This is a genomic window from Hymenobacter cellulosilyticus (assembly GCF_022919215.1).
GTDB lineage: Bacteria > Bacteroidota > Bacteroidia > Cytophagales > Hymenobacteraceae > Hymenobacter > Hymenobacter cellulosilyticus.
The window spans coordinates 2,260,794-2,285,777 of sequence record NZ_CP095046.1; the positions used below are offsets into that span (position 1 = coordinate 2,260,794).

Genomic DNA, 24,984 nt, shown 5'->3' on the forward strand with positions numbered 1-24,984 from the left:
GGGCAGGACCGGGCTTTTCGCCAAGCCATTGCTACGGTAATCGGCCGCACGCCTGACAACGTGCGGCTTTACCATTTAGCCTTCACCCATTCCTCGGTGGTGCGGCAGCAGGGCGACACAGCCCGGCACCAAAGCAACGAGCGGCTGGAGTTTCTGGGCGACGCCGTGCTCGGGGCCGTGGTAGCCGAGTACCTGTTTCGTAAGTTTCCCTACGAGCAGGAAGGCTTCCTAACCGAGCTTCGGTCGCGCATCGTAAACCGGGAAAGCCTGAACGGGCTGGCCCTGAAAATCGGGCTGGATAAGCTCGTGCAGCTCGACCCAGCTCAGGGCCGCGCCGCCCGCTCCCGCTCCGTGAATGGCAACGCGCTGGAAGCCTTGGTAGGAGCTATTTACCTCGACCAAGGCTATAAAGCGGCCCGCAAGTTTGTGCTGACCCGCCTGATTAAGCCCTTTATTGATGTCAAGTCGTTGATTGAAACGACGGCCAACTTCAAGAGTAAGCTGATTGAGTGGGCCCAGCGGCAGGGCAAAACCATTCGCTACGACCTGACCGGCCAGCCCCGGGCGGGCGGGGTAATGGAGTTTTCGGCCACCGTACTGCTGGACGATGAGCCCGTGGCTACGGGTATGGGCTTGTCGAAGAAACAGGCGGAGCAGCTGGCTGCCGAACGGGCTTTGGCGGCGCTGGGCATCTAACAGCTTGCTTTTGCTAATATCCGGCCGCTACGGGCACGATGCAACCTTTTGCCAAAAGCCCTGACGTTACGCCAACGTCGGGGCTTTTGCGTTAGAAGGTTCGAGGTAGAAACTTGAGCCTAGGCCTAACAATGACTTGGTTACGCAGGTGCTGACTGCGCCGTGGCAAACGTGAAGCGGCTGCTGTTGCCTCCTCAGCTCCGCCAACCCTGGCGGTATCTGGCCTTTTTACGCATCAAACACAACCTGCTGCGGTGAAAAGCAGTTGTTTTGTGGAAACACTCCCAAACTTATGAGACTAGCCGGCGCCGCCCTCAACCAGATACCTTTTGACTGGCAGCATAATCTGCGCACGATTAAAGAAGCCATTGAGCAGGCCAAGGCCGCCGGGGTTGAGATGCTATGCTTGCCGGAACTGTGCCTGACCGGCTACGGCTGCGAAGACTTGTTTCTGAGCGACTGGCTTTCGGCCGAAGCGCTGGAGTACCTGCAGCAGGTGCGGCCCTGGACGGAAGGCATTCTGGTGTGCGTGGGCCTGCCCGTGCGACTGGACGGGCGTACCTACAACACGGCCGCCGTGTTGCGCGACGGAGAAATCCTGGGGTTTGCAGCCAAGCAGTTTCTAGCCAATGACGGCGTGCATTACGAGCCGCGCTTCTTCAATTCCTGGCGCGCCGGCGAAACCGGTACCGTAAGTTGGGAAGAGCAGCAGTGGCCCATCGGCGACATTGTGTTTGAGCACAAAGGCGTGCGGTTTGGCTTCGAAATCTGTGAGGATGCCTGGCGGCCCGACAACGAGCGGCCCGCCTGCCGCTTGAAGGGGCGCGTAGACCTGATAATGAACCCGTCGGCCAGCCACTTTGCCATGAGCAAAACCGACGTGCGCTACAACCTGGTGCTGAATGCCTCGCGCAACTTCGACTGCACCTACCTCTATGCCAACCTGCTCGGTAATGAGGCCGGCCGCATGATTTACGATGGCGAAATTCTGGTGGCCCGCAACGGCCACCTGCTGATGCGTAACCAGCTGCTGAGCTTCAAGGAGGTCGACATGGAGTATGTGGACGTGGATTTTGCCACGCCGCTGGCCCCAGCCGCTACTCTGACCCCGTTGCCCGAGCCCGACGAGTACCGGGAGCTGAACCAGGCGTTGAGCCTGGCCTTGTTTGACTATATGCGCAAGGCCCGCACACGCGGTTTCGTGCTCAGCCTTAGCGGCGGGGCCGACTCCTGCATGTGTGCCGTGGGCGTGGCCGAAATGGTGCGCCTGGGTACCCAGGAAATCGGGATGGCCGAGTTTATGCGCCGCTCCGGCTGCTTTACCGCCGACGATATTGCCCGCATAGCCGGGCCGGCCGAGCCCCAGTCCGACCAGAACGCCCCGGGCCCGAAAGACGCCTCGCACACCCAACCCAACGCCGAGCAGCAGCGGCAGCAGCAGGAAATTACCGGACACCTGCTCACCTGCGCCTACCAGGGCACCGTCAACTCCTCAGACGACACATTTAACTCGGCTAAAGAGCTGGCCGATTCCATCGGGGCCGTGTTCTATAACTGGGGCATTGATGAGGAAGTAACCGGCTACGTAGGCAAGATTGAGCATGCCCTGGGCCGGGAGCTGACCTGGAAAACCGACGATTTGGCGTTGCAGAACATTCAGGCCCGGGTGCGGGCCCCCGCCATCTGGCTCTTGGCCAACGTGCAGAACGCCCTGCTCATTACCACCTCCAACCGCTCGGAGGCCTCGGTGGGCTACTGCACCATGGACGGCGACACGGCCGGCAGCATCTCGCCCATTGCCGGCGTCGACAAGGATTTCGTGAAAAAGTGGCTGCGCTGGGCCGAAACCGAGCTGAACTACCCCGGTCTGCGCCACGTGAATGCCCTGCAGCCCACGGCCGAGTTGCGGCCCAGGAAGACAAGCAAACCGACGAGCGCGACTTGATGCCCTACATTCTGCTCAACCGCATTGAGCGGCTGGCCTTCTACAACCGGCTGAGCCCGCAGCAGGTGTACGTCACGCTGCTGCAGGAGGAAAAAGACACCGACCCCGAGCAGCTCAAAACCTACGTGAAGCGCTTCTATTCGCTTTGGTCGCGCAACCAGTGGAAGCGGGAGCGGTTTGCCCCGGCTTTCCACCTCGACGACTACAATGTGGACCCTCGCTCGTGGCTGCGCTTCCCGATTTTGAGCGGCGGCTTCACTCAGGAGCTCAACAGCCTCTAGCCGTTTCGGGCCGGGTGTGTGGCATTCTGGCAGCATTGCGTACTTTCGGGCCCAATATTTCCTTTCGTTTATGAGCCTGCTTGCCTATATCACCTGGGACGTGTCGCCCATCATTGCCGAAATCGGCCCGCTGACGCTGCGCTGGTACGGCCTGCTGTTCATGTCGGGCTTCGTGGTGGGCACTTTCGTGCTGTCCCACATCTACAAGTCGGAGCGGGTATCGCCGCGCTGGGTAGATGTTATTACGCTCTACATGCTGGCTGGCACCATCATCGGGGCGCGGCTGGGGCACTGCTTGTTTTACGACCCCAAGCACTACCTGGCCAACCCCATCGAGATTCTCAAGATCTGGGAAGGCGGCCTGGCCAGTCACGGCGCTACCATCGGCATTCTGCTGGCTTGCTGGTTTTTTGCCCGCAACAATAAGTTCGACTACCTCTGGGTGCTTGACCGGATTGTGATTGTGGTAGCCATCGGCGGGGCGCTGATTCGGATGGGTAATTTGATGAACTCCGAAATTGTGGGGCAGCCCACGGATAAGCCCTGGGCTTTCGTCTTCCCGCGCGACACTGAGCACCTGGAGCCGGCTCGTCCGGGCCAGACGTTGCCTGCCGGCGCCCTGTACGTGGAGCGCAAGGTGCAGGCCGACGGCAAAGTGGGCATCCAGACGTTTGGTGCTGACCACACACCTACTTCGGCCACCGAAGTGGCAGTGCCCCGTCACCCCACGCAGCTTTACGAATCGGTATTTTGCATAGTACTGCTCCTGTTGCTTTACGCGCTGTGGAACCGTACCAAGGAGCGTACCCCGCGCGGCCTGCTGTTCGGGCTGTTTGTCGTCATCTTGTTTACGCAGCGCTTCCTGGGCGAATTCCTCAAGGAAGATCAAGGCGGCTGGGACCGGACGATGATGGACGTTACGCATCTGAACCTGGGGCAGCTGCTGAGCATTCCGCTGATTCTGGTGGGCATCTGGGTGCTGTGGCGGGCCGGCAAAGACCCGCGCAACCCCTACGGCTACGCCCCGCGCGACTTAGGACAGGAGGAAGAAACCAAGCCCGTAGCCCGGGTCCGGTAATACCCCAACAAAGCACAAAAGGCCGATTCACTGCTGAATCGGCCTTTTGTGCTTTGTAACGTGACGGGCTAGAGCGAATACTCGTAGATGTTGCCTTCCTCGGTGCTGATGAAAAGCTTATTGTTGTCGTCTTTGTGGAAGACAATGCCCTCCGTTTGGCCGGCACCTTTCAGCGAAATCCGGCGGGGAGTGGCTTTCAGGGCAGCTTCGAAGCTGTTGCCTTCCAGCATAAACAGCTCTTCGCGGGCCAGTAGCGCAATGCGGTGCCCATCCGAACTCACGTCGGCGCCGGTTACTTCGCCGGCAATGGCAATCTTAGTCAGCAGGCGGGCCTTCTGGTTGCCGGGCTGGTCGGAGAGGGTATAGACCTTGCTGGTCTGGCCGGCGCCCCGGTCTTTGGTAAAGAGGTACACTTTGCCGCCGTACCAGAGCGAGGCCTCACAGTCGAAGTTGCGCTGCTTTTTGCTGGGAGGAAAGGCCGTCTGGTCGGCGTAGCTGAAGTTGGAACGGCTCAGGTCCTGGGAGTTCGACGTAGGATTGATACGGTACACCACCAGGTCGCGGCGGGTGTTGTTGTTGTTGCCCGCGTCGACCACGAAGATGTTGCCTTTGTTGTCCTGAGCCAGGCTTTCCCAGTCGATGTTGGAAAACGGCAGGGTAGATTTACCCAGCAGGCGGCCCGTCATGTCAATCTTGTAAAGCACCGGCTCGTTGCCCGCGTCGGCGTGGGTGTAAAACGTGCCGGCAGTTTCGGCCCGGGCCAGGCCCGAGCTTTCGGGCACGCCGCCGTTGAGGGCGCCTACTTTGCGCAGGCCCGGAATGCTGCTTTCGATGAGGTTATTTTCCAGGCTTTCCGATTTGTCCTTTTTCTTGCCGCCCTTGCCCTTGTTTTCGTCGCTCTGGGCCTCGGAGCAGCTAGTGGAAAACAGAACAGTAGAGAGGGAAGCCGTCAGCAGAAATAAGCGCATGCGTGAAAGGAGTATAGCTGAAAAAAAGCCTTTGCCCGCGGGCAAAGGCGTGAAAACGAGGTATCGTATACGCAGCCGGTGGGCTTAGGGTACGGGGTCGAAGCCGTGGCCGCCCCAGGGGTGGCAGCGGCTGATGCGGCGCAATGCCAGCTTGCCGCCCCGCCAGGGCCCGTACTTCTGCACGGCCTGGGCCGCGTAGGCTGAGCAGGTGGGCTGGTAGCGGCAGCTGGGCGGCGTCAGGGGCGAAATCAGGTTGCGGTATACCCAGATCAGGCCCAGCAGCAGCTGGCGGAAAAGGTAGGACATGCGCGAAGATACAGGAAGCTGGTAAAGCGGCCGGCAGGGCGCTGGTGGCACGAACCGAACCATGTTTTCGTAAGTTTGACTTAGTAAACAGCCCGGGCCGCGGTTCGGGTTTCCTTTCACTTTCTCCCTCTTTCCACCCATGGTACAAAAACTCTGGGCAAAGGTCCTGCTGCTGGCATTATTGCTGCCCGCCGTAGCCCGCGCCGACGAAGGTATGTGGCTGCCGCTCTACGTGAAGCGGCTCAACTACGCCGACATGCAGAAAAAAGGCCTTAAGCTGACGGCCGAAGAAATCTACGACATCAACAACGCCAGCCTCAAGGATGCCATTGTGCAACTCGGCGGCTTCTGCACCGGCGAGTTTGTGAGCAGCCAGGGGTTGATGCTGACCAACCACCACTGCGGCTACGACGCTATTCAGACCCACAGCACGCCGGAAAACAACATTCTGGAGAAAGGCTTTTTCGCCACGACCAAGAGCGAGGAGAAAACCAACCCTGGCCTGTTTGTGGATATTCTGGTGCGCATGGAAGACGTGACGGGCAAGGTGCTGGAAGGCATTACGCCCCAGACCTCGGAAGTAGAGCGCGCCGTGCTGATTCAGAAGCGCCAGAAGGAAATGGCCGATGCCGCCAAGGAAAACGGGCAGTACGTGGCCTACGTGCGCGACTTTTTTGCCGGCAACGAATACTACCTCTTCGTGTACCAGCGCTTCGGCGATGTACGCCTGGTAGGCGCCCCGCCGGAAGCCATTGGTAAATTCGGCGGTGATACCGACAACTGGGAGTGGCCCCGCCACACCGGCGACTTCTCGATGTTCCGCGTGTACGCCGATAAGAACAACAAGCCCACCGCCGGCCCCAGGCCGACAACGTGCCCTACGTACCCAAGAAGCACCTGAGTGTAAGCCTGCAGGGAATAAATGAAGGTGACTTTGCCATGGTATTCGGCTTTCCCGGCCGCACCCAGCGCTTTTTGCCTGCTGCCGGTCTGCAAATGACGCTCGACCAAAGCAACCCGGCCCGCATCAAGCTGCGCGACACGCGGCTGAAGCTCTGGAAAGAAGATTCGGACGCTAATCCGGCTATTCGCCTGAAGTACGCTTCCAAATACGCCAGCATTGCCAACTACTGGAAGTATTTCATCGGGCAGAACGAGGGCATGAAGCGCCTCAAAACTGTGGACCAAAAGAAAGCGGAGGAGGCTTCCCTCATGCAGTGGATTGCGGCTGACGCCTCGCGCGGGCAGAACTACGGCTCGGCCCTGAACGACATCAACCAGGCTTACGCTGGCTTGCGCGACTATAACCTGAGCTCGGTGTACATGAACGAAGCGGCCTACGGCACCGAAATCGTGGCCTTTGCGGCTCGGCTGGCTCCTCTCTACAGCACCCTTAAAGACCCCAAAGCCGACAAAGCCGCCGTGCAGAAAGCTACGGCCGATTTGAAGGACGCCGTAGCCGAGCATTTCAAGGACTACAACGCCCCAACCGACAAGAAGGTCTTTGTGGCCCTGATGCAGCTCTACGCCACCGATGTGCCCAAAAACCAGCTGCCCGACGTGTTCCAGACCGTGCAGAAGCAGTATGGCGGCTCCATGCAGAAGTACGCCGACTACGTGTTTGCCAACTCCTTCCTGACTTCGAAAGCCAAGACCGATGCTTTCCTGGCCGCGCCCACGCTGGCCAAGCTGGAAGCCGACCCTGGCTTCAAGACCTGGAACTCGGTGTACACGAATTACACTCAGAACATTCTGCCCAAAATGCAGGCCAATCAGGCCACCCTGGCCCGGGCCAACCGCGCCTACGTAGCTGCGCTGCGGGCCAAGAATACCGACAAGGTGTACTCGCCCGATGCCAACTCGACCCTGCGCCTGAGCTACGGCACCGTGCGCGACTATTCGCCCCGCGACGCGGTGGACTATAAGTTCTACACCACCGCCCAGGGCATTCTGGACAAGGAAGACCCCACCAACCCCGAATTCGTGGTGCCGGCTAAGGAAAGCCAGCTGCTGCAAGCCAAGGACTACGGCCGTTTCGCCGATAAGGACGGCACCCTGCACGTGGCCTTCACCACTGACAATGACATCACCGGCGGCAACTCCGGCTCCCCGGTTATCAACGGCCGCGGGGAGCTGATCGGTATTGCCTTCGACGGCAACTGGGAAGCCATGACCGGCGACCTGGCCTACGACAAGGACCTGAAGCGCTGCATCAACGTGGACATTCGCTACGTGCTCTGGTGCGTAGAGAAGCTCGGCGGCGCCAAGGCGTTGGTGGATGAAATGACCATCGTCAACAACGGCCCGAACCCCGGCGTGGGCCCGCAGGGCAGCGGCTCGGCCATGCTCAATCAACTCGGCGACGTGGACAAGATGAAGGTCAAGACCGACGACGGACAGAAGACCAAGATCAAGAAGAAGAAAGGCAAGGAAAAAGAGGAAGCGGCGGCCGGCATGTAAGGCATAACCCCGTTTCTTTCAGCTTGAAAGGCCCCGGTGCACGTAGCGTCGGGGCCTTTTTGCGTGTCGTCCGAAAATAGCGGCGTTGGCATGCGTCATTTTACCTGAACATTGAGCTACTTAGGGAGCTAAAAACTATTTGCTGCAGCCTATGCTAAAATTATACTCGCTACTAAGTGCTTTCCTGCTTACTACTCTGGCTGCCGCCCAAGGCAACGGCCCCGGCGTGCGCGGGGCCCGTGCCGCCGCTTTGGGCAACGCCTCCCTGACGCTGACCGACGTGTGGTCTGTGGGCAATAACGTGGCAGGACTGGGACAGGTCACGAGTGCGGCCGTGGGCTTCTACGCCGAAAACCGCTACCTGAGCCGGGCCTTAAACACGGCCGTGCTGGCTGCCGCCTTGCCCATTGGTCCCACTACCGACGGCAAGGCTTCCCGCGGCGTAGTGGGCTTCGAAGCCCAGCGCTTCGGCGACAAGCTCTACTCCGAGCAGCGCGTGGGCGCCGGCTACGGCTACCGTGGCAGTCTAATCAGCGTCGGTGCCCGTTTCGATGTGCTGCAAGTCAGTATTGAGGGGCTGGGCAGCAAGCGGGCCGTGGCCGTGTCCTTGGGCGGGCAGGCCGAAGTGCTGCCCAAAAAGCTGTATTTCGGGGCGTACCTCTACAACCTGAACCAGGCTCGGCTGGCCGAATACCAGAACGAGCGGGTGCCCACAGTGCTCAAGGCCGGCCTCTCGTTTCGGCCCACCGACAAGGTGATGCTGAACGTCGAAACCGAAAAGGATGTAGACCAAGCTGCTGATTTCAAGGCCGGCCTCGAGTATCAGGTTATTGAGGCGCTGGCCGTGCGCGGCGGGTTTTCTACGCTCAGCCGCCAGACTACTGGTGGGGTAGGGCTGCGGGCCGGGCAGTTCCGCTTCGACTATGCTGCGGCCTGGCACACGGCGCTGGGGCTGAGTCAGCATCTGGCCATTGGGGTGCAGCTAAACCGGGCCGCCAAATGAAACGGGTGTTCTTATCTGTAGCAGCACTTTCCCTGCTGCTAGCCGCCCGCCCCGTCCGGGCCAGGAGTACGTGCGCCCCCCGGCCGACCTCGACCGGCTGGTACAGGAGTTGTTTGCCGAAATTCAGAGTGACCAGGTACCCTACGAGGACCTCTACGAAACCCTGCTGCTGTATTATCAAACGCCGCTCAATCTGAATACCGCTACCCGTGAAGAGCTGCGGGCCCTGCTGTTGCTGTCAGAAACCCAGATTACGGCCCTGCTCGACCACCGCGCAGCCCAGGGCAACCTGATCAGCCTGTATGAGCTGCAAAGTGTGGAAGGCTTCGATCTGCGTACTATTTACCGGGTTTCACCCTTTGTGGCGGTGCAAAGCAGCACTGGCAACGCAGCCCGCGGCCCATTGTGGCAGCGCATTGCTCAGGAAGAAAACAATGCCCTGTTTGTGCGCTACGAGCGGGTGCTGCAAGACCGGCAGGGCTACGCTGCTCCCGATACGACCAGCACCGGCCGGCCCGCCAGCCGCTACCTAGGCTCCCCGGATAAGCTGCTGGTGCGCTACCGCGTGAGTCATCAGCGCGACTTTAGCCTGGGCATCACGGCCGAGAAAGACGCCGGTGAGCCGCTGGTTTGGAGCCCCGGTACCCGCCGCTACGGCGCCGACTTCTACTCCGGTCACTTTGTACTGCAGGAGCGGGGTAAGCTCAAAACCCTGGCCCTAGGCGACTACCAACTGCAGTTTGGGCAAGGCTTGCTGCTGTCTTCGGGCCTGCAGGTCGGGAAGGGCGCCGAAACCATTACCACCATCCGGCGCAGCAGTTTGGGCGTGCGGCCCTATTCCTCGGTGCTGGAAAGCACGTTTTTCCGCGGGGCGGCGGCCACTTTTACGCTGACCTCCACGCTGCGGGCCACGGCCTTCGTGTCGCGCAAGCGGGTGGATGCCAACGTGCAAACCGCCGCCGACTCCCTGGCTGAATTCGACGAGTTTTCCTCGGGCTTTCTGCTTACGGGCTTCCACCGCACGGCCAACGAACTGGCCAACCGCCAGACCCTGCGTGAAACCATCGGGGGCGGCAACCTGACCTATACCAGCCGGAGCAGCAACTTCAGCGCCGGCCTCACGGCCGTGGATTCGCACTTCGACAAGCCCTTGCAGCGCCAGCCCGAGCTGTATAACGCCTTCGAGTTTCGGGGTCGGCACAACCTGGCCATTGGCGTCAACTACAGCTACGTTATTCGAAACATCATCCTGTTTGGCGAAACGGCCCGCTCCAGCAGCGGGGCATCGGTACGGTAAACGGCCTGCTGGCTAGCCTGGCCTCCAACGTGGATGTGTCGATGCTGTACCGCAACTACGCCCGCGACTTTCACACGTTCTACGGCAACGCCTTGAGCGAAAATACCCGCAACATCAACGAGAAAGGGCTGTACGTGGGCCTGAAAGTGCGCCCGGTGTCGCGCTGGGAAGTGTCGGCCTACTATGACCAATTCAGCTTCCCGTGGCTGAAGTTTCAGGCCGGTACGCCCACCGAGGGTCACGATTGGCTGGTGCGGGTGGCCTTTACCCCATCCAAAACCAGCCTGCTCTACGCCCAGATTCGCAACAGGATGAAAGAGTACGACGTGGCCACCGCGCCCGGCCGCAACCTGCCCCTGACGGCTCCCACGCAGCGTCGCAGCCTGCTGTTGTTCTACGACACCAGCCCCACGCTGATTCTGAGTTTGCGTACCCGCCTGCAGGGTACGCACTTCCGCGAAGACGACGGCCCGCAGCGCACGGGCTACGTGCTAGCTCAGGACGCCTCGGTGAAAATTGGTAGGCGGCTGCAGCTCAGTGGCCGCTACGCCCTGTTCGATACCGACGACTTCGACACCCGCCAATATGTGTTTGAGCAAGACGTGTTGTACGCCTTTTCCGTGCCGGCTCTCAGTGGGCAGGGTACCCGGGCTTACGCCATTGCCGAGGTGAAATTCTCCAAGCACCTGACGCTGTGGCTGCGCTACGCCGAGACCCACTACCGCAATCAAACCACGGTGGGCTCGGGCCTGGAAGAGCTGCAGGGGCCGCGGCGCTCCGAGGTAAAGGTGCAGGCCCGCTACCGGTTTTAACCCCACTGCCATGGTTACTAGAAAGGCTGCGGGCAAATAAAAAGGGCGGCTCCAATGTGGAGCCGCCCTTTTTTAGGGATTATCAGCTGCTGATTACTGCTTCAGCAGGCGCTGCACCGCCGTGCCTTCTGGCATGTCGATGTGCAGCTGATATACGCCGGTACCGAGCTTGCTCAGATCCAGCTCATACTGCAGCAGGGCAGCACCTTTGGTCAAAGCCTGGGTAGCTACGGTGCGGCCCAGAGCGTCGGTTACGCGCAGCGTAACGGTGCCGCGCTGGGTGTTGTCCATGTTAACCTTGAAGATACCCGTGCTCGGGTTCGGGTACACCTGAATGCCTTTGAGCAAAGCCGCCGTCTGGTTGCCCAGCACGTTGGCTTCGTTGGTATAGGCCGAGGCCCCGATGGTGTTGACCGAACGGACGCGGTAGAAGTAGCGGCCCGTGGCAGTCACCTGATCTTCGTAGTACGTGTTGGGAGCCGCTACTGTGGCCACACGCTGGAAGTTGGTGTTATTCTGGAAGGAACGCTCCACCTCGTACGATGCGGCGTTAGAAGTTGGGTCAGCCGACCAGATGACGTCTACTTTGCCGGTGCCGTTGCTGAACGTGTTGTAGAGCGTCTGCAGCGCGAAGGGAGCAGGGGGCAACGTGCCCAGCGTGCATAGCTCCAGGCTCCAGGAGCGCAACGAGCCGCCGTTGGCCGCGTTGTTGTCGTTGACGGTCAGAGTCCATTCGCCGCTGGCAGGAACGTTGGCTAGGTCGCCCAGGTTGCCTACCGGCCGTACCGTAGCTCCTGTGCTCAAGGGGCAGCTCAGAGCCGCCGTAGCCGCGTCGTCAAAGTTCAGGTTGATGTCGGCGGTACCGGGGCAGGCATTGGCTACCAGCGTAACCGAGCGCCCGGCCGGATTGGTCAGCGTCAGCGTCAGCTCACTTACGGCCGGATGAGTCAGCACCAGGTTACGGATGCGCACGTCGGAAACAACTTCCGAAGTGCCGACCGAGATAACCGAAGTTACTACCCGGGTAGCACCGGCTGGAATAGCCCTTGGCACCTGCGTGGCAGCAATGGTCTGACATAGCGCCACACCCGTCTGGAACTGGGTAACAGCGGAGAACGGAGCCACACCGCAGGGGCTGGTAGCCCGTACGCGCCAGAAGTAGGTCGTATTGGGCTGCAGCGAGATGCTGGACGTGAAGCTTGTGCCGGTTACCGGAGTCAGCGCTACCACGGGGTAGTGAAGGTGGAGTTGGTGGCTACTTCAATCTCGTACCCCGTGGCGTTGGCTACCGGAGCCCACGAGAAGCGGGGGCGCAGCGTGCTGCGGTTGGCAGCCGTTGGCGCCACTGGTACCGCCGCCTGCGTTGCCAGCCGGTCGATGTTGATCAGGAACTGCTGCTGCTGGGTGACGCTGCCGCTGGTTCCTACCAGGTTGATCAGGTAAGAGCCCGAAGGAGTAGCCGTGGTGGTCGTGATGGTTGCCGTAGTGGAGCCGCCCGTCGTAACCGAAGGGTTGGCGTACGTTACCGTCATGCCCGCGGGCAGGTTGGATGCCGACAGCGCAACCGCGCCTGAGAAGCCCTGCAGTTGGCCTACGGCCACGTTGAGGGTGGTAGAAGCGCCCGGGCAGAACGTTGGGGCCGTTCCCGAAGCCGTGGTCGGCGTCAGGAAGAACGTGGGACCGGTGGGTACTTCAATGCTAAAGTTGCTGTTCGAAATATCGAAGAAAATGTTGCCCGAAGCTTGCACCTTGATGCGAGCCTGGGAAGAGGCGGCGATGCTCGTTGGCACGGTTACCAATTGAGTACCGTCGTTGGGAGTATTAGCCAGCAGGGTGGTGGGGAAAGTGCGGCCACCATCGGTGGAGAGCATGATGTCCACATTTGCCGCGTTGATGGGGGCAGCCGTGGTGTTGGCTACATCCCACGTTACCTGCTGCGGAGCGCCGGCCAGCCACCGAACGGGGCCAGGAGTGGCCGTATTCGGGAAGGTTACCAGGAACGGACCCGCCGTGGGTACTACTACTACGTGCATGGAGTCGTAGTCGACGCCACCGCCAGCCACGCGGTTGTCGCGGGCTACCAGGCGGAAGATCAGACGGCGGCCGTACGTGGGCAGAATCTCACCAATCGTGTCGGTGTTGGTAATCAGGTTGTAAATCTTGGGGAAGGTGCGCGTGGGCGAAGCCGTTGGGGTAAAAAACCGGAAAATCGGTGCGTTGCCCACGGGCTGCGTTGGCGGACCCGTCGGCCCCAGGTTGTACTGCTCCCAGCTGTAAGTCAGCGGGTCGTTGTCGGCGTCGGTGGCCGAGCCGGTCAGGCTGAAGGGCGTGCGAACCGGAATCTGGTAGTTGGTCCCGGCATTTACTACCGGGGGTGTGTTATTGGTCGGCGTGGCCACGGCGCAGTTGCCGGCCCCGTTGATGTGGGCTACAATCTGGTCGAAGCTGCGCGAGTGGAAATACGGCACGCTGTTGCGGGCCAAGTCCTGAGGCGTGCAGATACCGGCATAGGCCATAATGGTCACGCCACTGCCAGGTTCGTAAGCCGATACGGCCGACAGGTTGCTACCGGCGCAGTTGCCGGTGTTGCTGTTGAAGGTATGGTCGCCGCCAAACTGGTGGCCCATTTCGTGGGCTACGTAGTCAATGTCGAAAGCATCACCCACCGGGTTGGTCAGACCCGTTACCCGCGGGCCTTGCCCTGGGTATAAGTGGCATTAACCGGCATGCAGACCGAAGGCTTCTGGGCTACCCCACCACCGCCAGTGCTGAATACGTGGCCGATGTCGTAGTTGGCATCGCCGATGATGGTGGAAATGGTCCGCTGGTTTTCATTGAGCAGCACAAACCCATCATCATTGGTGAAAGGGTCGGCGGCAGCATCTGTATAAATTATCTGGTCGTTGTTGGCAATGAGTACCATCCGCACGGCCACTTCCTTCTCGTACACGCCATTCACACGGTTCATAGTCGTGACCATGCCCGCCAGTGCCCCAGCTTTGGTGCCGCCTTTGGTAGCCGCATATTCACCGGTACAGGCCAAAGCCAGACGGTAGGTGCGCAGTTGCGTACCGTTGGGAATGCGTTTGAATTCCGTGGGCTGTGGCAGGTCAATGGCTTCCTGTTCGGAGTTCAAGCACGCCCGGCCCATGGCAACCTGGTTCATCGACTGCCGGTCGAATACCAAGTGGTGCACGTTGTCGCCCTGAACGGCGGGGTCAATGTAAGTTGTCTTACCCTGCGCGCCCATGATCATGGCGTGGAAGCCGGCGGGCGACACGTCCAGGCGGGCCGTAGCTGCGGGGTCGTCGATGCCCTGGGCCTCGTAGGTCTTGATTTCCGGAAAGCGGGCGGCCAGCGAAGGATGCATCACGGGCACCTGGACTACGCGGAAGCGCTGCGAGGAGCCATCAGGCAGAGGCAGAGAAATAACCGTGGACGAGTTGCGGGCACCAGCGCCTTTCTCGGCGGGCGCTTTCTGCAGGGCGTCGCGCACGGCGGCCAACTGGAAAGCTACCGGCCGGAACTGGCGCAGGGCGGAGGTCGTGGAGCGGGCCGCTACGGGAACTTGGGTATCGTCGGCCCACAGCACCCGTTGGGCGGTGGCTTCCTGCGAAGCACCCAGCGCCACTAGCAAACCGCCGAATAAGGCCGGCCGCCACGTGCGCCATGAATTCGTAAAAAGTGAAGACATAGTTTGGATTAGGGGAAAAGAAGAATTGTTCGGAGTTGATTAAGAAGCCCTAAGATAGAATTTTTGCCTATGCCTTAAGCCCATCAACGCGAATTTCCTTCTTCCCTTTAACCCATCAGCGCGGGGAAGCGGCGGAGCCTTCAAACTTCTGCTTGCTGCCGGCCGGTAAGCTGGCTTGGTCGAAGCATAGGTAATACGTTGTGTCCCGCGGGCGAAAAGGCTCGATAAAATAGGTGTGGCCATGCCGAATCAGTTGGGCCCGCAGCCCCGCCGGCGTGATTTCCAGGCGCACATTACTGGCCGGCTGGCCTACTTCCTGCCCGCATACGTCTGCAGCTCCGGATATTTGGCAGCCAGCGCCGGGGCCATTACGGAGGAAGTACGCATCCGAAACCTCGCTACAGTGCCATCGGGCAGGGGCAGCTGCAACTCGGGACCCGCCGGCCCGGCGGTAGCGGTGGAAAGAATTCGACGCACTGCCTCCAGGTTGAGCCGCCATACTTGGTAGTGCTGCATCTGAATCCGGGGCTTGCCGAGCCGCTTGGCCTGCGCCGGAGCCACGACCTGCCAGTAAGTGGGTACCGACGGCGAACCGACGGGCAAAGAAGTGGCAAAGGCCTGGGTCCAAAGAGAAGCGGCGGCGAAAGTCAGGGAAAGGGCAGCAAGCATAGAGGCCGGTAGAAAGGGTGAGCAGATAACTCCTGATACTGCCAGCTCTTAGTCCAGAACCTTGCCGAACTCTCGCAGCTAAGCTTGGCATACTACGCAAGAAGCCCGGCTGGAAGGCATCCGGCCGGGCTTCTTGCGTAGTATCAGACTAGGTCAGGATTCCGTTTTAACGAAAACCAACTGGTTTTTGTCGGCCGCGCTGATTTTGCGGCGGAACTCCACGTAGGCTCCGTATTCGGTGCGGGCAAAGCGCGTCTGGGGCATGCGTAGCTGCCGCACGTACTGCAGCGTGCCGTCGGGCAGGGTCTGCACCTGGCTGGAATAGGTGCCAAAGGCTGTAGTCAGCTTAACCGGGGCCGGCAGGCTCTCGGGCTTCATACCGGCCGGCACGTGAATCCGGATGGTATCCGAATGCACGAAGGCGTTGTCGAGCCAGATGTCGGCCCGCCGCTCACCGACTGCCACGGGCAAGGAAGAGGTGCGGCTAAGCAGGTTAGGAGTCAGAAAAACGCGCTTGCCACTGGGCGGTGCCAAGTTGGGCACGCTCAGGCCCAGGGTTTCCACCATGGTCGGAACGGAGGTAGCCACTCCCGGGGCAAGATTGAACTTGGTGATGGTGAAGCTGGGCAAAGGCAGGCGGTCCGCTACTTTGTTCTTCTGCTCTGCCGACGACAAATTGTGCAGCAAGGCATTAGAGTAATCCTGCTCCAGGCCCGTACGCAGGGTCCGGATGGTAGCCGTGGCATTGCCCTGGGCGTCGAGGTACACGTCGGCGCGGCGCTCCTGGCGGTTTTCGGCCACCCCGTAGCGCGGTGTGCGCACCAGCTTCCCGCCCGTGGGCGTCAGGAGCAGCGCATGCCGGTTGCCGGTAAAGCTGCCCATATAGTTGAAGGCGTTGGTCTGACTGGTGCATTCCAGCCACACGGTATCCGCTTTGGCCCCTTTGGTCAGGGGCACGCACAACACCACGTGGTTGAACTGGGTACTGGGAAATTCGGTGTGAATATCCGGCTCATCGGCCCGTACCAGGGCGCAATAGGCCGTTACGTTGGCCGCCTGCAGCAGGGCCTTGCAGTAATTAGTTAAGGCCTTACAGTCGCCGTAGCCATTGGCCGCTACCGAAGCCGCCGGAAACGTCTGCCAGCCGCCGATGCCGAGCTGAATAGAAACGTAGCGGGTATTGGCTTGCAGAAACTCGTATACTTTGCGGATACGGGCCCGCTCGTCGGTTTCGCCCTGCACCAGGGCCGCCACGCGGCTTTTCAGCGCAGCGGGCAGCTCGTCGCGGCCTGCATTGAGGTCGTAGGTCCACTGACCCAGGGTTTGCCAGGACGTGAGTGTGCCGGCGTGACCCTGTACTTCGAAAGAAGATGGCGCCGTGAGTACGGCCGGCGTCAGCTCCCGGATGGGGGCGCATCCTGCTCTTCTTCCACGGCCGCCAAATCCTGTACCTGCCACTGGTACACATCGTTGGTTCCCTGCAGGGTATGCTGGGCCGTGCTGCCAGTGGGCAAATGCTGTTCTTGGAATCGCAGGGGCAGGGCCGTAGGGGTAACTACCCGAAACGAGGACTTCTCCACGGCCAGCTGTTCCTGCGGCTGCGGGTGCCACGATGGATAAAACAGGAGGTTGCTGGACGTCACCTCGTACTCGTATTCTACCGTGTACGGGTAAACGGGCTGCCGCATGTCGGCCACCCGGGCCCGGCCGTCGTTGGCTAGGCTGAACCCATCCGACAGGCTGTAGTCGCGCACGTTGCCAGACTTCAGTTGCAAATACGCCTGGCCCGCAGCGTTGTATACGGTTCCCCGCAGGTAACTGACCGTGTTGAGCTGGTCGTAGTACACCTGCATGGTAGCCCACTCGGCGCCGGCTTCGTCGAGGATGGTGACGGCCCGCCGCACGGTTTCCACCGTGCGGTTGGCTGATTTCACGACTAGCGTCTGCTCTTCGTTGCGCACGACAGCGTGAGCATTCTCACGGAGGGCAGCCGGCAGCGTAGCTACCGGGTACTTTAGGGGAACGCCCCCTACGGCGGCGCCGCTAGCCCATAGCAGGGCGGCTACGGAAGTAAAAAGCCGGCTCATGACTTCTTCTTCAGCACGATCTGCTCAGCCTGCTTGGCCAGCATCCGGTTGTAAAACTCGCGCAGGTAGGCATACTCCTCGGCCATGTACACGGGCTTGCGCAGGCTCATGCGGCTGGCAATCTGCACGGTGCCCTGGCCATTGTCCATTACCGTGTAGGAGAAGCGGCCCCCGTTGTCGGGCAAGTCCACGATGGAGGGCTTGGGAAGCTCTTCGGCCTGGTAGCCGGCCGGCAGCTGAATGGTGAGCATCACGGTTTCATCAACCTGAGCTCCAAAGTCAACCGGGAAGCGGCGTCCTTCGCGCTGGAACGGATTTTTCTCGTCCGTAAACTGGCGCATGGGGTTCAAATAAATCGTGCTTACGGGCGCGTCGGCACCGGGCATGCTAAACTCGTAGTCAACGGCCAGGGGCTTCTGCAGCAAGTCCCGCTCCTTGAAAGTGTACTTCGGAATGCTCCAGCCTTCGTGGCTGCTGATTATTTCCTCGATAAACTTCTTCTCCCCGTTTTTCTGCAGCTTTTCCCGGGTGCTCAGGCCCGAGTAGCCGCCGTGCTCCTGGTGAATCTTGCCGGTATAGCCGCCCCGCTCATCCAGGGTCAGCGTTACTTGGCGGTACTCCAGGTGGCGCTGGCTGGGCTGCAGGTTTACCCAGCGCGACTGAGCCGCGTCGGGCAGAATCAGGCGGCCGGTGCCACTCAGGCAGCGCGGGGGGAGCATGCCGCAGGGCACCAGCTCTTCGGTGGCGTCCAGTAGCATTTCCTTGCCCTCGGGCAAAGCCACGTGGGCCACTACGTAGTTGAATTTGGACAGCAGCGGAAAGTTCTGGTTCACCATGCCATTGTCGCGGGTGCTGAGCAGCACGGGATTGGCCTGCAGGCCCGCCTCGCGCAGGGCCGCAATCAGCAGTAGGTTGATGTCGGCCGCCGAGCCGCTGTGCTGGTCGTAGGCTTTGCGAACCGTGGAGGTGGAAAAAACGCGGTCCGCACCGTTGTACTTCACCGATTTGCGCACTAGGTCGTGAATGGCCGCAATGCGCTCCGGAGCATTGGGATTCTTGGCCAGCAGGGCCGTCAGCTGCTCTTTCAGAAAGCTGCCCCGGCTGAGCTGGGCGCCGAAGTTGTCGTCTTCGAGCAGAATCTGGTTGATTTTGTTCCAGGAGTTGGTCACACTCCGGTAGCCGCTGTTCGGCATTCTGGTGCCGGCCAGTTCAAAATCCATCTGGGCGACGTAGTCGTCGGGCGTGGTCATGAAGGGCTCCCGGCTTAGGGCCGGCACATCCTTCATAGCCCAGCGGTAGTTCGTAACCTGCGCCACCACCGGGTCCGAGCCGGCTATGGTGTACTGGGTATTCGTTACTTCCCGCTCCTGCGTAGCCAGGGGCTCGTAGCCCTGCAGCAGCATCTTATAGTCGAGGTATTCGGGAATGGCAATGCGGTACTCGCTCCAGCGGGTCGGAATACTGCGTTGAAACCGCCAGTCGTGCAGATTGAAGGTAAAGTCTGAGCTCAGCAAGTACGTGTACTCGATGATAGAGCCTTCCCGCACGTTGGGCAAGGTAAACTTGCGCACGGAGTTGTTAATGGTCGTCTGCTCCGTGAAGGTGGAAGACAGCTCCAGCTTCTCCTTTACCACCTGATTGTTAACCAGGTTGTAGGTATAGCCGCGCAGGTTGGTGAGCTTTTCCGCGTCGCCATCCTTGCGGTAGAGCGGGATGCGCACGGTAGCCCAGTCGTAGCCCGACTTTTTCAGGATTTTGATACGGGTAACCCGCTCCATTACGTACCGGAACTCGCCTTCGAAGACTTCGAAGCGGGTGCGGCCAAAGTCGCAGAGTACTACGGCTTCGGCTGCGCTGTCGGCCACGAAGTTTGCGGCGGTCAGGTCACGCTCATCAATCTTACCAAATTTAACGGGTTCATTCTGACCTAAAGCCGGAAGAGAAGTAATGCCCGCCACTACTACAGCCACAGCTGTGCGGCGAAGTAAAGGTGTTATCATACAAGAAGATAAAAGAGGAAAAGCTGAGAAATAGCAACAAATGCCTTTGCCAAAGCCAGGCAAAAGCAGCTAGATGGAACAGTAAATAGAGGCGAATCGGAAAGGGCGGATAATCGTAGGATAAAGATGCGGAAAACCCGCTATACTCCAAACTTCATGGCCGCTTCACACAAGATTTTTATATCTGACTAAAATCGGCTGGGCCTGGGCCAGCCAGTGGCGGCGGACAGTAGCTGCTAGGGCACCCGCTTAAGGACCAGGGGCTCATTTTGTTTGGCAAGAATGCGGGTGTTCAACTCGCGCAGGGCCCCATACTCGCGGGAGCTGTATTCGGCCCGGTTGAATTGCAGGCGGGTCGTCAGCTCCACGGTGGTAGGCGTGGGCTGCGTCACCAGGTACACGTAGCGCCCGGTGCCGCCGGGTATTTCCATAGTCAGCTTAGCTGGCATTTCCTGCACGATGTAGCCCTTGGGCAGAGCCAGCGTAATCACGGTGACGTGCTCCCGGGGCATGCCGAAGTCGACCGGGTAGACGCGGTTTTCGGTCCGGAAGTCATAGGGCAGCGCGTCCGGCAGATTCAGCAGGGGCAGGTACAGCAGCGCGGCGTCGGCATTGGTTGGGCTCTGCTGCAGGGTGAGCTCCACGGCTAGCGGCTTCAGGGAGTCGGCCTGGAGTTGGGGCTTGGTGGGTTGCCAGTCCTGCCAGCGGCGCGTTACCTTGCCCAGGTAGTCAGCGGGCGAGGTTTGACGGATCTGCCGCCGAACGGCCACGGCCGCGTAGCCTCCATATTCCAGCTTTACGGTGCCCGTAAGCTCCCCGCTAGGGCTGAGCTGCAGGCGGGCGGTGCGGTAGTCGGTGTAGCGGCCCGTGGTTTTAAGCGGCACCCAGCGGCCGGATGCATCGGCCAGGCGCCCTTGGCCGTTGAGGCAGCGCTCAGGCAGCATGCCCACGGGCAGTTGCGGCTCGGTGGCATCTAGCAGCACATCAGGCCGGCCGGGCATACGCAGGTGGGCTGCCACGTAGTTGAACTGGCTGATGACGGGCACTTCCATCTGGATCTGCCCATGGTCGCGGGTGCTCAGCAGCAGGGGCGTGGCGGGCAGGCCGGCGGCGCGCAGGGTTTGCACCAGCAGCAGGTTGATGTCGGCCGAGTTGCCCAAATGACGCTCGTAGGTGCGGCGCAGGGTTTGCGAGGCGTACATGCGCTGCTCGTCGTTGTAGACCACGCTGCGTTGTACCAGGGCCAGCACGGCGGCGGCGCGGGCCAGTGTGTCGAAGGGAAAGCGGCGGTACAGGGCCTGGGCCTGCTGCAGCAGAGGAGGCGTCTGCTTGGTCATGGCGCCCTCAAACTCCTCGTCGGTGCGCAGCCGCTCCCAGATTTCCTGCCACTTACCGGTCAGGTCGCGGTAGGTACCATCGAAGTTGACCCCGGCCAGTTCGAAATGCACGCTGCGCAGGTAGTCGGTGGGCGTCGTCATAAAGGGCTCGTCCCGGAAGGCGGGCACATCCTTCATAGCCCAGCGCAGCTGTTGGGCCAGGCCCGTAATCCGGTTTTCGCTGCCCTGCACAATGCCCACGCTGGAGTTGGTATAGGTCGTGGAGTAAGGCACCGTCAGGGCCTCGTTTACCACAAACGGCAGGTAGCCGCGAGTAATAGTCTTGTAGGTGTAGAACTGGGGCAGAAAAGCCCGGTACTCGCTCCAGCGCACTGGAATGCGGTGCTCAAACTGCCAGTCCTGTAGGTTGAAGACGAAGTCGGAGTTGATGATGTAGCTGAACTCCACAATGGAGCCTTCATGCACCTCGGGCATGGTAAAGGTGTACTGCAGGTGGTTCTTGTCCAACTCCTCCCGAAACAGCGCGTCGGGGTTCAGCTTGGTTTTGACCAGGCGGCCATCCTTCATGTTGTAGGTGGTACCGCGCAGGCGCACGAGGCGCTCAATCTTGCCGTCGCGCATATACAGCGGCACCCGCACGCTGGCGTAGCGGTAGCCCGACTTGCGGTGGATGCGCAGCCGGGTGGTGCGTTCAAAGATAACCTGAAACTGACCTTGCCCGCCCTCAATCTTGGAAGTGCCGTAGTCGCAGAGGTACTCAGCCGGGGCCTGGCTGCTGTCGGCTGGCGACGCCTCCGTGAAGTCAGCGGCCGTGACGCTGCCGTACACAATGGGAGGCGGGGCCGTTTTCTGGGCCAGCAGGGGAGTAGCAAGAAGCAATAAAGTGGCAATAAGCCATACTCGGGTAGAGGTTAGATTCATGCGCAATAAGCTGTTGGATAGATAAAAGAATCCCAAAGGTGGAACAAATCTATCGGCCCGGCAAATGCAGCATCAAGCCGTGGCCAGCGGCTGCTTTTTCACGCCCCAGAACAAGTAAATCAGGGCTGCCAGCGTGCTGACCACACTCATGGCGTGCACGTAGGGCAAATGGCTGGTGTTGTTGGCGAAAATCCAGCCGGCCAGCAGGGCCCCCAGGCCAATACCGGCTTCCAGGGCAATGTACATGGTGGCTACGGCCCGCCCGCGCCGCGCCGGATGGCTCAAGTCCACGGTCCAGGCATAGAGCGTGGGCGAATTCAGACCCGTGGCCAGTCCGAACAGCAGGGCCGAGCCCAGAAACAGCGGCACCGATTGTTCCACTAGCGTGAGCAGAATCAGGGCCACCACCAGCATGGAGGTAGAAAGACGCAGCACCGGCAGGCGGCCGTACTTGTCGGAAGCCCGGCCCGCTACCAGGCGCACCAGCAAGGACGACAAGGTATAGCAGGTGTAAAACAGGCCTTTGTGCGCAGCATTCAGCCCCAGCGCCTGGCTTTGGTCGGGCACCACGGTCAGGATGGCGCCGAAGGGAAACAGGCAGAGCAGCGTAACCAGGGCCGGCGACAGCACCCGGGGCTCCAGAATTTCGTCCCACTCCAGGCGTAGCAGGCTCCAGCTAAAGCGCTGCCGCTGCTCCTTGGGCAGGGTTTCAGTCATCGTGCCCTGCACCACGAGGCTTAGCAGGGCCAGGCCCGAAGAAGCGTAGAACAGCGTGTTTAGCGAGGTGGCCGCCGTAATGTAAGGCCCCAGGGCCGGACCCGCCGCCATGCCCAACGAGCCAGCCACGCCCAGCAGACCCATGGCTTCGCCCCGCCGCTCGAAAGGAATAATGTCGGCAATGAAGGCGGCCGTACCGGTGGGCTTGAAGCCCGTGCTGAAGCCGTGCAGCAGCCGCAGCCCCAGAAACCCTGCTACCGTGCTGACCCAGGGGTAGAAAAAGCCGCACACAAAACACACCAATGAGCCAAACACCATCACCGGAATCCGGCCTACGGTGTCGGCCAGCTTGCCGCTAAAGGGCCGGGAAAGGCCTGCTGTGAGGGTAAACAGCGCAATGATGAAGCCCTTGTACTCCGCTCCGCCCAGCCGCGTCAGAAAGTCAGGCAGCTCGGGCAGGAGCATGTTGAAGCTCATGAAAAACAAGAACGACGACAAACACATCAGCCAGAAGCCGGCTGTGTAAACTTTGGTTTGGGTGGGCTGCATTCAGGGCAAACTCGATTCAGCCCCAAAGGTCGTCAGAAAATCCGGGCACCGCCGCCTGTTCAAGTAGAAGCGCCAGTAGCGCGAACTGTGTAGTTCGCGTGCCTACACGACCTGCTGGCGGGGGACACGCGAACTACACAGTTCGCGCTACAGAAAAAGCCCCGACTGCGGTGGCAGTCTTGTTCTTCCCCAAATCCTTTAAAAGCGTGGTTTCTTCGGGCCCCGCTTCAGAGACTGGAAAGTGTAGCCCCTTGAGCAGCAAACCGTCATCTTACCTATAGTCGGCCCGAAATTGCAATGGGGTTTGCTGGGTTTTGGCTTTGAAAAGCTTGCTAAAGGACTGCGGATACTCGAAGCCTAAGGCATAGGCAATTTCACTCACGGAAAGTGTTGTGGTCAACAGCTGTTCTTTGGCCTGCTCAATGAGTCGTTCGTGGATCAGCTGCTGGGTTGTACTGCCGGTGAGCTGTTTCAGGCAGTCACTTAAATATTTGGGCGATAAGTGCAAGCTTTCCGCTACGTACTGCGCAGTCAGCAAGCCCAGGTCGGGGTGGGGGGCGGCAAAATAGGTGTTGAGCACCTGCTCCACCTTCGCCAACAACTCACTGCTCACTGCTTTGCGGGTGATAAACTGTCGGTTGTAATACCGATTACAGTATGTTAGCAGCAGCTCGATATTGGCAATCCATACTTCCTGACTGAATTTGTCGATGGGCCGCAAGGACTCCTTGCGCAACTGGAGAAAAATGGCTTCGATGGCCTGTTGCTCTTCGTCAGATAGAATCAAGGCTTCGTTCACGGCGTAGTCGAAGTAGCCATAGGACTTGATCTTGCTGCCCAACGGAAATGTCCGCAGAAAATCCGGGTGAATGCAGAGGTGCCAGCCGGCGGTGGCAAAGACAAAATCCTGGTCCAGAAAACTCACCTGCTTAGGCCCAAAGCAGGACATGACTCCTTCCTCGAAGTCGAACAGGCTTTGCCCGTACTGGATACGGCAGGGGCATTCGGTTTTGAGCGTTATCTGGTAGAAATCCGTGATTAACCGGGTCCGCTGGGCAATGGTGATGGGAGGGAACTGCTCAAACTGAATCAGGCTGACCAGCGGATGCGTGGGCTTAGGGAGCCCTAAGAGCTGGTGCAACTGCGTGATGGACTGAATGTGTACCGTGCTCGTCGTTTCCATAGGCCCCGGAGTAGTTAGTGATGCGCTAGTTTTTGCTGGTAGGTGCGGGCCACATACCGGGCAATCATGGCATTGGGCAAGCAAGCTAGTAGCCGAGCCCCCAAGCGGTTGCGGCGGCCCGCAATATGAACTGGTTTTTTCGCCCGCCACGCGTGGATCAGCTCCTCGGCCACTTCCTCCGGGGTTTGGGCCGGCGCGGTGGTGTAGTCGGAATTTAGCCCGGCGGCTTTTTCATTGTTGATTCCGGCGGCCTCATTGAAGTTGGTTTTGGTCAGGCCCGGGGCAAAGAGCAGTACGTCTATTCCGTGCGGCTGACATTCCTGGGTGAGGGCCTCCGTAAAGGACCGCACAAATGCCTTGCTGGCGGCATAGGTTGCCATATACGGCACCGGCATAAAGGCCGTCATGGATGCCACATTGATGATCGTGCCGCTGCGGCGTTCCTGCATGGGCTGCAGAAACAGATGAGTCAGCGCGACCAACGAAGCAGTGTTAAGTTGCAGCAGCTCTAGCTCCGATTGCAACGATAAGCTGACAAATTCGCCCCCCGATCCCACGCCGGCATTGTTCACTAAGAGGTCAACATCCCAGTGGTGCTGTTGGGTTTCGCGATAAATGTGCTGGGCCGCCTCCGGCCGGGCTAAATTAGCGGCAATGCCCTCAACCCGAACACCATAGTCAGCCTGGAGCTGTTGGCTCAGCTGGGTTAGCTTCTCCGCGTTGCGGGCGACTAAGATGAGGTTGTGCTTTTGGGCGGCCAGTTGTCGGGCCAGGGCGAGGCCAATGCCTCCGGAGGCCCCAGTTATCAGCGTATAGGTCATATTGTGCCTGGGTGAAGTTGAGCAGGCAAAGGACGCGCGCTGGTAGTAGCTACTTGTAGCCAAAAGGCGGCTTGTTGTATGCGAAAGGCGGCCAGTAGCAAAAGGGCCTGCCTTTAGGCGGATTGCTTATTTTCCGAACAGCTTCCTCTAAACGCTTCTT

Annotated in this window: 19 protein-coding genes and 2 pseudogenes; 7 read left to right on the plus strand and 14 right to left on the minus strand. The window is 60.1% G+C overall.

The window, feature by feature from the left end; all coding sequences use genetic code 11:
• Positions 1 to 60 precede the first annotated feature (60 nt).
• The 3 genes and pseudogenes from rnc (at position 61) to lgt (ending at position 4,000) form a co-directional block, all read left to right on the plus strand.
• Positions 61 to 696, plus strand: a complete 636-nt coding sequence (rnc, locus tag MUN79_RS11020) for a ribonuclease III (RefSeq protein WP_244678314.1) — start codon at positions 61 to 63, stop codon at positions 694 to 696.
• Between the two features lie 292 nt (positions 697 to 988).
• Positions 989 to 2,922 (plus strand): annotated as a pseudogene (gene nadE, locus MUN79_RS11025) (NAD(+) synthase).
• 70 nt (positions 2,923 to 2,992) lie between these two features.
• Positions 2,993 to 4,000, plus strand: a complete 1,008-nt coding sequence (gene lgt, locus MUN79_RS11030; protein WP_244677699.1) for a prolipoprotein diacylglyceryl transferase — start codon at positions 2,993 to 2,995, stop codon at positions 3,998 to 4,000.
• A gap of 68 nt (positions 4,001 to 4,068) precedes the next feature.
• On the opposite strand, the gene MUN79_RS11035 is transcribed toward lgt, so the two are convergent.
• On the minus strand, positions 4,069 to 4,968 hold the full coding sequence (locus MUN79_RS11035) for a hypothetical protein (RefSeq protein ID WP_244677700.1): 900 nt from the start codon (positions 4,966 to 4,968) through the stop codon (positions 4,069 to 4,071).
• An 84-nt stretch (positions 4,969 to 5,052) separates the two neighbouring features.
• On the minus strand, positions 5,053 to 5,274 hold the full coding sequence (yidD, locus tag MUN79_RS11040; protein ID WP_244677701.1) for a membrane protein insertion efficiency factor YidD: 222 nt from the start codon (positions 5,272 to 5,274) through the stop codon (positions 5,053 to 5,055).
• Between the two features lie 139 nt (positions 5,275 to 5,413).
• On the opposite strand from yidD, the pseudogene MUN79_RS11045 reads away from it, so the two are divergent.
• The 4 genes and pseudogenes from MUN79_RS11045 to MUN79_RS11060 all read left to right on the plus strand — a co-directional run bounded on the left by MUN79_RS11045 (position 5,414) and on the right by MUN79_RS11060 (position 10,846).
• Positions 5,414 to 7,734: pseudogene (locus MUN79_RS11045) on the plus strand (S46 family peptidase).
• Positions 7,735 to 7,885: 151 nt separating this feature from the next.
• Positions 7,886 to 8,737, plus strand: coding sequence for a hypothetical protein (locus MUN79_RS11050; protein ID WP_244677702.1), 852 nt, complete (start codon positions 7,886 to 7,888; stop codon positions 8,735 to 8,737).
• Between the two features lie 70 nt (positions 8,738 to 8,807).
• The gene (locus MUN79_RS11055) at positions 8,808 to 10,034 is read left to right on the plus strand and encodes a ComEA family DNA-binding protein (RefSeq protein WP_244677703.1); all 1,227 of its coding nucleotides are present in this window, start codon (positions 8,808 to 8,810) and stop codon (positions 10,032 to 10,034) included.
• A gap of 29 nt (positions 10,035 to 10,063) precedes the next feature.
• Positions 10,064 to 10,846: a hypothetical protein gene (locus tag MUN79_RS11060; RefSeq protein WP_244677704.1), complete on the plus strand. Its 783-nt coding sequence runs from the start codon at positions 10,064 to 10,066 to the stop codon at positions 10,844 to 10,846.
• 93 nt (positions 10,847 to 10,939) lie between these two features.
• On the opposite strand, the gene MUN79_RS11065 is transcribed toward MUN79_RS11060, so the two are convergent.
• From MUN79_RS11065 to MUN79_RS11115, 12 genes are all read right to left on the minus strand, one after another.
• Positions 10,940 to 12,076, minus strand: coding sequence for a T9SS type A sorting domain-containing protein (locus tag MUN79_RS11065; protein ID WP_244677705.1), 1,137 nt, complete (start codon positions 12,074 to 12,076; stop codon positions 10,940 to 10,942).
• Complete coding sequence (locus MUN79_RS11070) at positions 12,070 to 13,512, minus strand: reprolysin-like metallopeptidase (RefSeq protein WP_262923020.1); 1,443 nt, start codon at positions 13,510 to 13,512, stop codon at positions 12,070 to 12,072. Before MUN79_RS11070 ends, MUN79_RS11065 begins: the two co-directional genes overlap by 7 nt.
• A 17-nt stretch (positions 13,513 to 13,529) precedes the next feature.
• Positions 13,530 to 14,540, minus strand: coding sequence for a reprolysin-like metallopeptidase (locus MUN79_RS29985; protein ID WP_262923021.1), 1,011 nt, complete (start codon positions 14,538 to 14,540; stop codon positions 13,530 to 13,532).
• A gap of 115 nt (positions 14,541 to 14,655) precedes the next feature.
• A complete protein-coding gene (locus MUN79_RS11075; protein ID WP_244677706.1) occupies positions 14,656 to 14,832 on the minus strand; it encodes a hypothetical protein in 177 nt (58 codons plus the stop codon).
• 17 nt (positions 14,833 to 14,849) lie between these two features.
• Positions 14,850 to 15,209, minus strand: a complete 360-nt coding sequence (locus MUN79_RS11080) for a hypothetical protein (RefSeq protein ID WP_244677707.1) — start codon at positions 15,207 to 15,209, stop codon at positions 14,850 to 14,852.
• A gap of 153 nt (positions 15,210 to 15,362) precedes the next feature.
• Entirely contained in the window at positions 15,363 to 16,667 is a 1,305-nt protein-coding gene (locus tag MUN79_RS11085) for a DUF3858 domain-containing protein (protein WP_244677708.1), read from the minus strand.
• Positions 16,604 to 17,170, minus strand: a complete 567-nt coding sequence (locus MUN79_RS11090; protein WP_244677709.1) for a DUF3857 domain-containing protein — start codon at positions 17,168 to 17,170, stop codon at positions 16,604 to 16,606. Before MUN79_RS11090 ends, MUN79_RS11085 begins: the two co-directional genes overlap by 64 nt.
• 122 nt (positions 17,171 to 17,292) lie before the next feature.
• A complete protein-coding gene (locus MUN79_RS11095) occupies positions 17,293 to 19,296 on the minus strand; it encodes a transglutaminase family protein (protein WP_244677710.1) in 2,004 nt (667 codons plus the stop codon).
• Positions 19,297 to 19,532: 236 nt separating this feature from the next.
• On the minus strand, positions 19,533 to 21,554 hold the full coding sequence (locus MUN79_RS11100) for a DUF3858 domain-containing protein (protein ID WP_244677711.1): 2,022 nt from the start codon (positions 21,552 to 21,554) through the stop codon (positions 19,533 to 19,535).
• Positions 21,555 to 21,626: 72 nt separating this feature from the next.
• On the minus strand, positions 21,627 to 22,820 hold the full coding sequence (locus tag MUN79_RS11105) for an MFS transporter (RefSeq protein WP_244677712.1): 1,194 nt from the start codon (positions 22,818 to 22,820) through the stop codon (positions 21,627 to 21,629).
• Between the two features lie 271 nt (positions 22,821 to 23,091).
• Positions 23,092 to 24,003: a helix-turn-helix domain-containing protein gene (locus MUN79_RS11110; RefSeq protein WP_244677713.1), complete on the minus strand. Its 912-nt coding sequence runs from the start codon at positions 24,001 to 24,003 to the stop codon at positions 23,092 to 23,094.
• Positions 24,004 to 24,017: 14 nt separating this feature from the next.
• Positions 24,018 to 24,824: an SDR family NAD(P)-dependent oxidoreductase gene (locus tag MUN79_RS11115; RefSeq protein ID WP_244677714.1), complete on the minus strand. Its 807-nt coding sequence runs from the start codon at positions 24,822 to 24,824 to the stop codon at positions 24,018 to 24,020.
• Positions 24,825 to 24,984: the final 160 nt, after the last annotated feature.

Coding starts and splice junctions, on each gene's coding strand:
- MUN79_RS11105 (WP_244677712.1), bottom strand. CDS start 22,820: ATGCAGCCCACCCAAACCAAAGTTTACACAGCCGGCTTCTGGCTGATG.
- MUN79_RS11050 (WP_244677702.1), top strand. CDS start 7,886: ATGCTAAAATTATACTCGCTACTAAGTGCTTTCCTGCTTACTACTCTG.
- MUN79_RS29985 (WP_262923021.1), bottom strand. CDS start 14,540: ATGTCTTCACTTTTTACGAATTCATGGCGCACGTGGCGGCCGGCCTTA.
- MUN79_RS11100 (WP_244677711.1), bottom strand. CDS start 21,554: ATGAATCTAACCTCTACCCGAGTATGGCTTATTGCCACTTTATTGCTT.
- MUN79_RS11080 (WP_244677707.1), bottom strand. CDS start 15,209: ATGCTTGCTGCCCTTTCCCTGACTTTCGCCGCCGCTTCTCTTTGGACC.
- MUN79_RS11095 (WP_244677710.1), bottom strand. CDS start 19,296: ATGATAACACCTTTACTTCGCCGCACAGCTGTGGCTGTAGTAGTGGCG.
- MUN79_RS11110 (WP_244677713.1), bottom strand. CDS start 24,003: ATGGAAACGACGAGCACGGTACACATTCAGTCCATCACGCAGTTGCAC.
- MUN79_RS11115 (WP_244677714.1), bottom strand. CDS start 24,824: ATGACCTATACGCTGATAACTGGGGCCTCCGGAGGCATTGGCCTCGCC.
- MUN79_RS11035 (WP_244677700.1), bottom strand. CDS start 4,968: ATGCGCTTATTTCTGCTGACGGCTTCCCTCTCTACTGTTCTGTTTTCC.
- yidD (WP_244677701.1), bottom strand. CDS start 5,274: ATGTCCTACCTTTTCCGCCAGCTGCTGCTGGGCCTGATCTGGGTATAC.
- lgt (WP_244677699.1), top strand. CDS start 2,993: ATGAGCCTGCTTGCCTATATCACCTGGGACGTGTCGCCCATCATTGCC.